This window comes from Leptothoe sp. EHU-05/26/07-4, assembly GCF_043421015.1.
Classification (GTDB): domain Bacteria; phylum Cyanobacteriota; class Cyanobacteriia; order Phormidesmidales; family Phormidesmidaceae; genus Leptothoe; species Leptothoe turfae.
Map to the genome: position 1 here is coordinate 801,891 of NZ_JAXSQV010000004.1, position 12,580 is coordinate 814,470.

Below are 12,580 nucleotides of genomic sequence, written 5' to 3' on the forward strand. Positions count from 1 at the left end.
CGTGGCCAGTAGCTACAAGATTCCTGGCGCTCGTTTCATAGCTTAAATGCAAGACTTTAGATAGTGACTGATATTAGAAGTTTTTTCAGCTAAAAAGCCTAACATTCCGCTCAGAGAATGTCAGGCTTTCAAGAGATTTTATCGAAAAACCAACTGTCTATGTTGCTCGCTAGCTTGTCTAGCTCTTGCTAGCTTGTCTAGCTAATCATGCAAACTACTTGCCAAGTTCAGACCACAATGTAGCCTGGTGAGGCGTAACGTTAGTCACATCTGCGGTTGTAGCTGGCTGAGCTAAGTAAACACGAACAGCGGTGTAACCAACCACAAACATGGAAAACGCTGCTAGAGCCGCCGCCAAAGTTCGATCTAGGCTGGAAACTTGAGTAGACATGGCACGAGTCTGGGAGTCCATATAACTAACCCTGAACTATAATGTCAGCTCAAGCATCCCATAATTATTCTGTAGCAAACAATACTGTTTACGAAATTTAGTCTTGAAACGAGTAGCTGACTGTTTCAGAAGCAGTGAATGGCTGTATAAATTGCTCGGTTAATGACATGGGTAATCCAGTCTGGTGCGAAATAATACCGTGGGCTACTCCAGCAGTAAGACCCAGGAAAGCAGGAAATATCAATGACTTTAGATTATTCATTAGTGAGAAAGCGTTTCTAATGATGCCAATAATGCCCATGGTTTATACGCCAGTTCTGTAACATTTTTAACGGCGTTAACAAACTGATTTTTATTTTGCATATATCAAATGCATTATTTGCATTTTACAGGTGTTTTACTGTCGTTTTTCCTAATAAAAACCCCCTTGATAGTTGATGCTGTCAAGGGGGTTTGCAATTGTCAAAATGATGCTTTCTTAAGCGTCAATCACTACCCGACCTTCCGCATGCGCGATACAGGTCAAAACTGCACCTTTCTCTCCAGCTTCAAGAGCCGCTGGATCGCCTTCATAACGAATCTTGCCCTCTATCAGAGGTAGCTTGCATGTGCCACAAGAACCAGACTGACAACTGCTTTCAACGTCTATCCCTGCTGCTTCAGCAATTGCCAAAATGGGTTGACCATCATCACAGTTAATCTCTTTGTCAGACTGAGAGAAAACAACAACGGCAGGTTTCTTCGTTTTAACAGGAGTAGCTGTTTCTGTTTCTTCAACAGGCTCGTCAATCACTACACCCGGTTTGAGGGTTGCTCCAAAGTTTTCAGTCAGCAGCTTGCGCACTACGCCGGGGAGTTCATCGCAAGGTACCTTTTGCATGACCCGCTCGCCCAGATGAGCGTCTTTGCCTACGGTGCCGCCCATATAGATGTCTACTGCAGGCACCATTTTGCCATTTTTGCGGGCTTTGGTGCCCATCATGCCAATTTGTGCCACCTGAGGCTGACCACAGGAGTTGGGGCAACCGGTCCAATGTATACGCACAGGCTCAGAAATATCTAACTCTGAGTCGAGGCGTCGCGCGAGGGCCAAGGATTGCATCTTGGTTTCCACAAGGGCAAAGTTACAAAATTGGGCCCCTGTACAAGACACCAAAGAGCGCACTAAAGAAGATGGCTGAATGGGGAACGTCTGAACAATAGGTTCTGCTAAAAAGACGGCTAACCGATTATCTGGAACGTTAGCAATAATGACATTCTGTTCAACGGTTAGCCGCAGCTCGCCACTGCCATAAACTTCAGCTACACGAGCTAAGTCCAGCATCTGTTCTGCCCGTAGACGACCTACGGGAATATGTAAGCCAATATAGTTAAGACCTTCCTGTTTTTGTTGAAAGACACCGACGTGATCTCGCTTATCAGCATCTAAGGCATCTTCAGGTGCGGCTGTGGCTAGGGGCTTGCCAACGCTTTTTTCCACTTCAGTGCGGAACTTGTCCATCCCCCATTCATCAATCAACCACATTAAACGGGTTTTTTGACGATTACCCCGAGAACCATTATCGCGATAAACCGTTAAGATGGCTCGACACAGTTCAACAACATCTTCTTTGTCTGCTGGAACCCATACATCTAGAGGGATGGCTGCCGCACATCGAGTGGATGAGAAGAAGCCGCCGACTAATACATTAAAGCCAAGATTGCCATCTTTGTAAGCGGGGACAAAGGCAATGTCATTAATCTCGGCATGCACCGAGTTGTCGGTACTTCCTTCGAGGGCAATGTTGAATTTTCTCGGCAAATTTGTGAAATCATAATTACCTTGACCACTGTTGGTAATCATGTCTTGCACGGCTTGAACCAATTCTCGGGTATCGATTAATTCATTGGCATCAATGCCAGCAACAGGGGACCCTGTAATGTTGCGGACATTGTCCATCCCCGATTGCATCGAAGTGAGACCAACGGCATGCATTTTGGAGAAAATATCAGGAATATCTTCTAAGTGAACGCCGCGTAGCTGCAAATTTTGCCGGGTTGTAATGTCAGCACTGCCATCGTCACCATATCGCTGAACAATTTCAGCTAGAACACGCATCTGTTGGGCCGAAATTAATCCGTGGGGCATGCGCAACCGCAGCATAAACTTACCAGGAGTAACGGGGCGGAAGAAAATGCCTAACCACTTGAGACGCTGGGTTAAGTCAGTCTCATCAACAGCTTCCCAACCCATTTCGGCAAACTTTTGTAGTTCGTCCTTAACTGCCAAGCCATCCTTTTCGGCTTTGTATTTTTCAAACTTATTGAGTTTTACCTTTTTCTCAGTAGTGGATGCGGTGACCACAGCAGCACTCCCAACATAATTAACAGAAAACACCTGAGCCCATCGGCCATCGGTGCAACCTTAGGCAGTTCATCGGTCTAGCCGAAGCAAAAAAAACGGGAGCAAAACACCAAGATTCCTAAGAATCTATGGCCCTGCCCCGCTAGACACACTTATAAGGAACCGCTTCAGGAGTTCATTTAGCTCGCTTGCTATCGAGTTAAATAAAGAATATTGAGAAAAACCTTATTTTTTTGTATAGAAAACTACCATTCCCAATGCACTCTTGCATGAATTGCATTGGGGTGATGCGTTATTTGGTGTTTTGATCTCTGTTTCTTACAGGTTTCAGTTGGTTTAATTGAGCGTTCTGGGTTTGTCTTGATAGTAGTCAGTGTCTAGCTTCTAAAGTGGGTGTGGCCCTCTGTAAATGCCTACAATTAATTATTGGGACTTTAATGAGATCCCATCTTAAGCAGTGATACGTTGGCAAAATAATGCATATGTTGCATTTGAAAAATCGATATATGCATGGGTAAATGTGCTACTAGCTCCTTTTCGCGGAATAATGGACGAGATGTCTGTGGAGTTCATGTATGCCACCATCGAAGGGTCTTAGCGGTGTGGAATCCTCAGGGTTGGAACGTCGAGTAAGTCACTGGCAGCACTTCAAAACGGGTGATTTTAAGCAGAAGTGGAACAGTGCCAAGTTGATTGTGAGAGAAGGGGATAGTGCGATCGCACCCCTCCTAGAGTTACTGAATGATCCTGCCGTTGATGCTGAAACCCACTGGTTTACCATTCGTGCCTTGGGGCATTTCCCTGGACCTGAGGTGATCGCCGCCATTGCCGAGCAGATTGATAATACGACTTACTATGTAAATCGTACGGCAGAGCAAGCGGCAGAGCTCAGTGCTTTCGCCATTGAGACGTTGGCGGCCATGGGGCCTGTTACCATTACTGTTCTGAGTCAGCTATTACAAAACCCCAGGCGACGTTTGCTAGCAGCAAAAGCCCTTAACCAGGTACGATCTAGCGGTGTTATTCCCGCTATGGTCAGTGTTGCCGGGGATGAAAATGCAACTGTCCGCTACTATGCCATCGATGCGTTAGGCAGTTTCCATAGCAGTGTTGTTACGCCTGTTTTATTGACTGCCCTGGGCGATCCAGCTACAGCGGTGCGTAAAGCAGCCGTGATGGCGTTGGGGCGTCGTCACGATTTGCAAGCACATCACCAGATCAGTCAAATGCTTCAACCGTTGCTATGGGATATTGATGTCAGTGTTTGTTGCCAGACAGCCCTTGCCCTGGGTCGTTTAGGTGATGAAGATAGTCTTGATGCGCTCCAACGGATACTATTGTCAATCCACACGCCAATAGCTCTACGCATCGATACAGTGAGAGCATTGGAGTGGTATTGCGATCATGTTGCCGCTGTCACCGAACAAAGTACACAGCGAGCTTTTGCCATCTTGACCCATGCGTTCAAAGAGTTTGCAACTACAGAGGCTGACGATAGCGAGTTGTTTACTGCTCAAGAAAAAACGCAGGTATTAGTAGCTATTGTTCGTGTGCTTGGGGACATGCGCCAGGTAGCCCTGTCTGAACAAGCCACCCACAGTTTGATTGAACAGTTACAAAACAAACCATCGGAGGCTGTCGTGCAGGCAGTGATTATGGCATTAGCTAGTTTGGGACTCCCCCAGGCATTTGATGCACTATTACCATTACTGAAGCATACGGCGGATGCTATCCCAATTCACACCATTGCTGCCTTAAAACGTTTGGAGCCTGACCATAGTTTGGAACGAGTTTCAAACTACCTTGAAGATAGCCCTGAACACCAGGCAGATGTTCTGAAGCTTTGGTAATTTACCCGATTAAGGCCTAGTCAGGAGTAAGGTCAACCTATAAGCTTAAGAAAATATTAAAATAAAGATAAAAATCTGATCTCCTGTTTCTCAATCCTTATTTTCAGAACCATATTTCTTTTGATAAACACTGACGGCATTATTTCAGTGCTTGTTTGACTGCTATTTTCAAAAAATGGCAGCAACCGGCCTACCCTAAGGGGGTTGTGAGGATTGCTACTGGTTGGAATGTATAGTGCAGTTTTAAAAATCTTTAGCAATATTTGCTTAGTTGGTCCGCCACCGGTAGCCAGACGCACTAAATATAATGTTAAGGCTGCCTAGAGTGGAGATGAACGGCTTCGCCATTTTTGGTGATTTTTAAGCCCCTAATCCTTGTAAGTCCATGCGCATAGAGCAGCTACAAGCATTTTTAGCCATTGCCGAGACCGGCAGTTTTCAGTCAGCAGCCCGTAAATGTGGCATTACCCAGTCCACCGTTAGCCGACAAATTCGTGGCTTAGAAGATGACTTGGGTATGCCCTTGTTTCATCGTACGGCCCAAGCCAAGCTCACCATTGGTGGAGAACGGCTTTTGCCCAGGGCCCGCCGGATTTGTCAGGAGTGGAAGCAGGCCACGAGTGAAATTGCAGATTTGCTGGAAGGTCGCCAACCAGAACTCTGTGTTGCGGGGATTCAGTCGGTGTGTTCTCACTTTTTACCGCCAATTATCACCCAGTTTTGTCAGCGGTATCCTAAGGTGCAGTTGCGGGTAACGGCCCTCGGTAGCGATCGATCTCTCAAGGTTTTGCGAGATGGCCTGGTGGATATCGCCATCGTTATGCACAATCCCATGCTGACTAATTCCCAAGAGATGTCGGTCACTCCTCTATATGAGGATCGGGTGGAAGTGTTGATGGCGGCTGATCATCCTTTGGCAACCTATAGCCCGGCTCCTTGGTCTGAAATTGCCCGTTACCCCCATGTGGTCTTTAAAGATGGCTATGGCATGCAGCGATTGGTTCAATCTCAGGTGCCTGAAACTGAGTTAAAAATGGCCCTCGAACTTAATACCCTCGATGCATTTCGAGGTGTTGTTCGCCAAGGTAAAATGATTGCCCTATTGCCTCAGTCGGCCCTGGCTGAAAGTCGTCGAGATCCTGGTTTAGCTGTTCGCAGCACAGCTGCACCTGTTCTGACTCGTCAAGTGGTCATGGTGACTACCCAAGATCGTCTGCGGTTACCGCCCGTACGACAGTTCTGCGATATGGTTCAGCGTTTAGCAGATGAAAGCTTTAGTCAGCTCAGTGAATTACCTAGCCTAGTAGCCTAAAGTTAATTGGCCTATCTAGGTCATTTTGATGGGTATACCCCCAATCTCTAACGTCCACCCCCAGTCTCATTATGAGCAACACCTTTCGAGATCTTTTAAAGAAGATCGGTAGTGGCACCCATACCTCAAAGCACTTAAGTCGAGAAGAATCTGCCCTTGCTACTCGGATGATGCTTGAGCAAACGGCAACCCCTGCTCAGATTGGTGCTTTTATGATTGCGCAGAGGATTAAGCGACCCACCATTCCAGAACTTGCTGGCATGCTAGATTGCTACGATCAAATGGGGGGAAAATTAACAGCACCGCTGACCGACTATCGGACGATGGTGTTAAACAATCCCTACGATGGTCGTGCTCGTAATGCTCCGGTGACACCTGTTACTGCATTAATTTTGGCTGCTGCAGGGGTGCCGGTGATTTTACATGGTGGCGAGCGGATGCCCACCAAAATGGGATTACCCCTGGTTGATATTTGGCATGATTTAGGTTTGACTTGGCGACCATTAACGCTTGACCAAACCCAAAAAGTGTTTGAGCTTACCCATGTGGGCTTTGTCTACATGCCTCAACACTTTCTTGCAGCCCATGGGTTAGTTCCATATCGAGAGCAAATTGGCAAACGACCCACACTGGCTACCGTAGAGTTAATGTGGTCCCCCTGCGATGGTAAACATCATGTTGTCAGTAGTTTTGTACATCCGCCTACAGAAACCCGTACTCAGGAAACCTATCAGCTGCGCCATACCGAAGAATTTACAACGGTTAAAGGGTTAGAAGGCAGTTGTGATTTAGCCCGCAGTCGGACAGCAATTATTGGCATGGGAAGTCTGAAAGATGGAGAACCTGTATTTGAACGTCTGTTGCTCCATCCAAGAGACTATGGGTTTGAAGGTGCGGATCCGAGTTTAGATGAGAATTTTAATCGTTATCTAGAACAGGCAATTTATGGGGAGCCGACGGAGTTAACCCGTTCAGTGATTTGGAATGGGGGGTTTTATCTATGGCGGGCAGAGGCGGCAGCAACTCTCACAGATGGTTTACAACAGGCGCAGCAGTTGCTGGAGTCTGGTCAGGTACAGGCTAAACGCCAACAAATTAGAGATGCGATCGCAACCGTACTGAATCCTCAACTCTCTGCTGTTTAATCAATGATTTCCATCACCGCTGCCAATCAGCCGCTAGGGGACTGAGAGTTCTTCTTCTAGCATCTCGCCATAGATGCGAGGCAGATGGCCGGACATAGAATTGGTTTCGATGCCATAACCTAGACTGGTCCAGGTGCCTGATAGCAGTTCTAATACCTGATTGATTTTCCCAGCCTGTAATTGCTGACTAATATCCGTTCCCCAAGCATCTGGATCAGCCAGCCAGCGATAGACAACAACATCCTGTGATTCAGGCGAAAAATCATAGACTTGCCAAAATTCAAACCAGTCCGGCGGATAGGGATGGTACTGCTCGGCTTTGGCTTGCCAGGTTGTTGTCAAAAACTGATATCGCCCCGCAGCGGTTGTGCAGTCACCCAGATTTGGACCGGTTTCGATCGGTACACAGGTATCAGGATGGTGACTCAATTGATCAATGGTCTTGCCACCATACAGCAGGCGATATGGCTTATCCATATTCGATTCGCTGGCTGAGATGGTCCGCATTAGGGCACGTATATATGGATCACCCCCCACCATGGCCAAAGGCAATGGGGATTCTACCCAATTAGCTGAGCCTAGGCCTAATAACCTAGATGGATCAAACCATGCTTTTGGTAAACGGTAGGGCCAATTCATTTTTGGGGATGCCCAGTGGAAAAGCACCCCAATAACCCCTAAAAACATCAAAATTGTGATGAGCAGAGGACCATAATCTGCCTTTTGCTGTGGGGCAGATTCTTCATCAAGAGAATTAATAGGAGGGCGGGAAGACAAGTTTCAGGATCCTAGACAGGTGAATTGATGGTCAATGAGTGATGCAAGACCCACGATCACGAAATACACGATAAGGGTGTCTAATTTCCGTTGCTTTTGATATTGACCCTGGAGTTGAAACGAAAAATCTTTGGAATCCTGATAAAGGCTCTAGATTATATCGCAATAGAATCGTGGCTATATTGCTATACATATGGCTTGGCGCAGCCTCTCCTTCAGAGATATGCAGCCTCTCCTTCGGAGATGAGATATGCATTCAGCAGTGTGCTATAAGTTTCGTGAGCATCTAGTATATCGAACTATTGAATTATCGCCACGGTAACGTGACCTGTCTGTGCCAATATTCCCATGGGATTGTCCATCAACAACCATCAGCATTAAAGGGAGCTGCCTATTGGCAGCTCCCTTTATAGAGAGTTCAGCATATATATATGAAAGCAACACCGAGCAAATTTAGCCCATTTAGGGTTAAGCGACTGCTCGTTCTCGAGGTTGCTGACTTGCTGTGACAGATGTTACTTTCTCAACAGCCGGTTCATACTTGGTGTACCAAGCTTCGCTACCAGGTGTAGGCATCAATTGCAGTTGAGTTAACGCCTTATCAATCTGACGAAAATAATACTCTTGTTCTATGGAGATAGAACGGGGATGACGTTCAGACTTATGATCTGTTGTGGCATGAGACAGAGAGAGTAGCCAGCCGTGAACCCTACGAATACTTGTTTTGGCGTCAGCAATGCCATTAACAAATGGTGTAAATGTGGGGGCATTGTAAGCGTCGTCGTCGGTTAACCATGCAGCCGTTTCGAGACTTGGTAGATTCAGCAGCAGCTGATGCAGAGCTCTGAGATCGGCTAAATAATTGTTCCAGGGAATGACCTCCTGGGAGGACTGACGCTGAGAATACTCTAAATCGTACACGTAAGATTTGACTGACGCTAACGCATCACTAACAGCGTAGCGAACTGCTCGATCAAGCGGTAATCTCCAAGGGGATGTTGCCATGACTAAAGCCTCTAAATAGTATTGTTATTTGCCACATTGATATGAAACTGACTATCCCTGCCCTGGGGTAGGGATAGTCTTAGGAATAAAGTTTTTTTCAAACCTGATGCGTTGGCCTATTCCTGCAGACGGTGAGTGTTCTTCAGAACTAAACTGGCATGAATCTCTTAACGCACTTTCAGAGTACCCATGTCAGAGTTAGTCTTTCCACTCGGAAACGAATTTTAAAAAACCTGCAGCGAAAAACCCACGCTTCTCCTATTGTAGCTACTAGTTGTTCTGTTTTAAAAAAGAAATTCCTGAGAAAATATTAAAAAATAACATTGCTATCCGTTGAGCTAGGGAGCAGTAATGGGAGACTGACTGTCATCCAAATAGCCACGGGATAAAAATGGCAGATCTATTGCCTCAGCCGTAGTGTCTTCTACCTCTAAAGTTAGCCCCGCGCCTCCGGCTTTAGTACGCAGGTACCCTAATCCCCAAACACCAGTATCGTCAGCTACCACACTAGTGATTTTGCCCATGGGAGCACCTTCCAGGCTGAGGGCGGCATCAGCAGGTACTAGTTTGTCCAGCTTAAAGCCCCAAAGTTGTTTCTTCACGCCCTGATAGGTGTTGAGTCGAGCAATGGTTTCCTGGCCGATATAACAGCCTTTTTCAAAGGAAACTGTATGCCAGAGTCCAGCTTCCAGGGGGTTATCTTTATCGGTTAATTCTTTCCCAGGCATAGGGCGACCTTGACGAATCCGTAGTACTTCCCATTCCTGGGCGGATAGGCAAGATATCTGTTGCTCAATTAGCCAGTTTTGTAACGCAGGACCGTGCTCTTTAGCACCGATTAAGGTATAGCCAGGTATTCCCAAACCGGTTTCTCTGACAACTTGAATTTCAACGTTGCCAGCAGGCCAATTGGCCAGGATATGGCTGTAAGGGGCAGTATCGGGTTGAGGTAACTCAAGTTTGGTTAAAAGCTGGTCAGTTTCTGGGCCTAGGATGGTAATGGCAAAGGTTACTTCGGTTTGATTGCTGAGATTAACTTTGTCGGCAAAAAAGATATAGCGGTCCATCCAGGCGATCAGTTCGTCTGCCATGCCAGGAGATACCATCAGCAGAACACTACTGTTATCTACATAGGCGCTGACTAGATCCAGGGTGCGTGCTGTGGATGTAACCAGTACTGTTTCACAGCCCTGGCCGGGTGCTAATTGTTCAAAAGCATTCGTCGTTTGGTTATGGAGAAAGCGGAGTCGATCATCTCCAGTGATCTGAATCCGCCCCCAATCTGAGCGATCAATAAATGCAGTAGTAGAGACTTCGACCATGACAAATGCTGAGACACTACGTGGTGAAGTTTATACTTTAGAGCTATTTGGGGGTGATTGTGTCCCCTTGATCGGGAAATTAGTGTTTAGGTTTTGCTGGGTGCTGTCCCTTGCTGGTTGATTTGCTGAATAAAAAACGCCTCTAGGGAAAGCCGACTGAGGTCTAGAGTAATTAGACGGCCATTCATCAAGGTGACGCTGGCCATAAAGTCGTTGGGATTCCCTTGGAGATAACCTTGCCAGTAGCCGCCTTCGAAGGTGAGATTTTGCAGCCATTTTTCTAGAACATCCAGGCTGCCCCCCTGGCCTTTTACAAAATAGGCATCGGGAGCCCCGAGTAGCTCATGGAGACTGCCCTGGCAGATCAGTTCACCTTCGTTAAGGATAGCGATGCGATCGCAAATGACTTCCACATCGGCCAAAATATGACTATTAAAAAAGATCGTCTTACCCTGGTCTTTCAGCGACAGAATGACTTCCCTTACCAGGTAGCGACCCGTAGGGTCCAGTCCCGACATGGGCTCATCTAAGAAAATGATATCTGGATCATTAATTAGGGCTTGGGCCAGGCCGATGCGCTGCAGCATCCCCTTGGAATACTGGCGCAGCTGTTTTTTAATGGCCGCCTGTCGTGATAAACCTACCCGATCCAAAAGTTCAGGAATTCGCTCTTTATATATAGAGGCTGGAATATTAAACAAACCAGCAGAGTAGGTGAGAAATTCCCAGCCAGTTAGATAGTCATAAAAGTAAGGATTTTCTGGCAAGTAGCCGATTTGCTGCTTAACAGTTGGGTCGCCAGCAGGCTGATTAAGCAGCTGAGCACTGCCTGAAGAGGGACGGATAATACCTAAAAGCAGTTTGAGGAGTGTGGTTTTGCCAGCACCGTTTGGGCCTAATAATCCAAACGTTTCTCCTTGATATATCTCCAAGGAACAATGCTGTAGTGAGGTTATCTTTTGATTTAGCCAAAAACCCGTGCGATAGGTCTTACTCAGATCCTGAGTTTTAACGATAACCGGACGATGCACAATGGCAGACGGGTTAGCACCAGTGGGAAAAACGGTGTCCATTAACTCACAAAATACGACCCTTAACGGGGCGCTGCACACATTAGGTATGGTCTAGTCGGTATAGTTGAGAAGGGGGTAGATTCTCAATAACCTAGATTAGGTTATCAGAGCGTTTAAATAGCCCTGTCATACTATGCCAAAACGTTAGACTACCTCTTTTAATATGGATCGTTCAAAAATTGTTGCGATTATTACGGGTGCAATTTCATTAGTATTAGCCATTGCCTATTTATTACTGGTGCAGATGCTGGATTTTCGTGGCGAAATGGTGCCAGCACCGATGGGTAGTTTGGTGCTGGGTTGGGGGAATTTCTTGGTCAGTTAAAAGAAATTCTGTATTTTTCAAGTCCTTTTCCTTAGCTGGCATCCTTCAGCCAGGCCGACAAATCCCGTTGCAAAAGATCCTGGAGTTTTAGAATATCTTCGCGATAGTACTGCTGTAGGAGGAGCATGTCTTCCTCTGTGAACTTCGCTTTGTCCTTGTCTTGGGAATTTATGGAAATCAGCTTTTCACGCAACTGATGTCTCAGATCTGTGGGAACGAGCTGCATGATGCCAGTGGCAACCGTGCGGATGGGGTTTTGGGTTTTGAGTAGGCGATTGAGTGCTTGGTTCTTGGGAACTTTGGCTGTTTGGGCTTTTTTAGCGGTATTTGCCACAAAATCAGCGTTTACACCAATGGATTGATAGATGCCCTGCATAAAGGTTTGGGAGTTTTTGCGCAGGTCGTCATAGAGGAAGACATCTATGCGGTTGCGATCGCACACATCAAAAAAGTGCTTTAGGGATTCGTAATATTTTCCCTTTAGCAACACATAGGACGTGTCGCCACGGCTGCGGACTTGTTCCGCCAGAGGCGTCTGTTTGCCGATGGCGTCGCGCCTGTTCATTAAATAGTCAGAACAGGCCCGTTCTAAGGGATTACGTAGTATGGCAATCAGTCTGGCTTTGGGTAAACGCTGTTGAATCAGCTCAGCCGAGGTTTGGTAGTTGAGCATGTAGTTGGGAGACACCTCTCCCAGGGCCAGATGCTCATCGGTTGCCCCATCAAATAGTTGGGTATATAGATCCCAACTAACAAGTCCATTTTTTTTACGGCGTTTCATCTCAGCTGATGCATTGTCCCAGTCCTTGTTAAAGAAGTCTGTTTCTTTAACCGGGCTCATGTACACCTGGGGATGCTGCTTTAGATAGTTATATATAGATGTCGTCCCTGCTTTTTGCACACCAATAATCAGAAACGTGGGTGTGCGCTTGGCGACAGCTGACTTGAGAATACTGGGGACAGGCTGCGCGTTGTTAGCGGTCATTGTTAATCAGGGCTGAGTAGATTGGGGCTAGGACAATTTAAATATCTATTG

11 protein-coding genes are annotated in these 12,580 nt (G+C 46.6%); 4 read left to right on the forward strand and 7 right to left on the reverse strand.

The window, feature by feature from the left end:
- Window positions 1–214 precede the first annotated feature (214 nt).
- Both U2F10_RS16485 and U2F10_RS16490 read right to left on the reverse strand, forming a co-directional pair.
- Window positions 215–391: a hypothetical protein gene (locus tag U2F10_RS16485; RefSeq protein ID WP_250565078.1), complete on the reverse strand. Its 177-nt coding sequence runs from the start codon at window positions 389–391 to the stop codon at window positions 215–217.
- Window positions 392–869: 478 nt separating this feature from the next.
- Window positions 870–2,735, reverse strand: coding sequence for a ferredoxin--nitrite reductase (locus U2F10_RS16490; protein WP_499872764.1), 1,866 nt, complete (start codon window positions 2,733–2,735; stop codon window positions 870–872).
- Between the two features lie 575 nt (window positions 2,736–3,310).
- On the opposite strand from U2F10_RS16490, the gene U2F10_RS16495 reads away from it, so the two are divergent.
- The 3 genes from U2F10_RS16495 to U2F10_RS16505 all read left to right on the forward strand — a co-directional run bounded on the left by U2F10_RS16495 (window position 3,311) and on the right by U2F10_RS16505 (window position 7,042).
- A complete protein-coding gene (locus U2F10_RS16495) occupies window positions 3,311–4,585 on the forward strand; it encodes a HEAT repeat domain-containing protein (protein WP_499867088.1) in 1,275 nt (424 codons plus the stop codon).
- A gap of 385 nt (window positions 4,586–4,970) precedes the next feature.
- Entirely contained in the window at window positions 4,971–5,897 is a 927-nt protein-coding gene (locus U2F10_RS16500; RefSeq protein WP_006515233.1) for a LysR family transcriptional regulator, read from the forward strand.
- A 71-nt stretch (window positions 5,898–5,968) separates the two neighbouring features.
- A complete protein-coding gene (locus U2F10_RS16505) occupies window positions 5,969–7,042 on the forward strand; it encodes an anthranilate phosphoribosyltransferase family protein (protein WP_163667641.1) in 1,074 nt (357 codons plus the stop codon).
- A 33-nt stretch (window positions 7,043–7,075) separates the two neighbouring features.
- Here the strand turns inward: U2F10_RS16505 and U2F10_RS16510 are convergent, their stop codons facing one another.
- From U2F10_RS16510 to U2F10_RS16525, 4 genes are all read right to left on the reverse strand, one after another.
- The gene (locus U2F10_RS16510) at window positions 7,076–7,819 is read right to left on the reverse strand and encodes a glycoside hydrolase family 24 protein (protein WP_499061798.1); all 744 of its coding nucleotides are present in this window, start codon (window positions 7,817–7,819) and stop codon (window positions 7,076–7,078) included.
- Between the two features lie 468 nt (window positions 7,820–8,287).
- Window positions 8,288–8,824, reverse strand: a complete 537-nt coding sequence (locus U2F10_RS16515; RefSeq protein ID WP_499061799.1) for a hypothetical protein — start codon at window positions 8,822–8,824, stop codon at window positions 8,288–8,290.
- A 338-nt stretch (window positions 8,825–9,162) separates the two neighbouring features.
- A complete protein-coding gene (ygfZ, locus tag U2F10_RS16520) occupies window positions 9,163–10,146 on the reverse strand; it encodes a CAF17-like 4Fe-4S cluster assembly/insertion protein YgfZ (protein ID WP_163667650.1) in 984 nt (327 codons plus the stop codon).
- An 86-nt stretch (window positions 10,147–10,232) separates the two neighbouring features.
- Window positions 10,233–11,219 (reverse strand): ABC transporter ATP-binding protein, encoded by a 987-nt coding sequence (locus U2F10_RS16525; RefSeq protein WP_163667653.1) that lies wholly within the window; start codon window positions 11,217–11,219, stop codon window positions 10,233–10,235.
- A 163-nt stretch (window positions 11,220–11,382) separates the two neighbouring features.
- On the opposite strand from U2F10_RS16525, the gene U2F10_RS16530 reads away from it, so the two are divergent.
- Window positions 11,383–11,544: a hypothetical protein gene (locus tag U2F10_RS16530; RefSeq protein ID WP_163667656.1), complete on the forward strand. Its 162-nt coding sequence runs from the start codon at window positions 11,383–11,385 to the stop codon at window positions 11,542–11,544.
- Between the two features lie 31 nt (window positions 11,545–11,575).
- Here the strand turns inward: U2F10_RS16530 and U2F10_RS16535 are convergent, their stop codons facing one another.
- Window positions 11,576–12,529 (reverse strand): sulfotransferase family protein, encoded by a 954-nt coding sequence (locus U2F10_RS16535; protein ID WP_499872765.1) that lies wholly within the window; start codon window positions 12,527–12,529, stop codon window positions 11,576–11,578.
- Window positions 12,530–12,580: the final 51 nt, after the last annotated feature.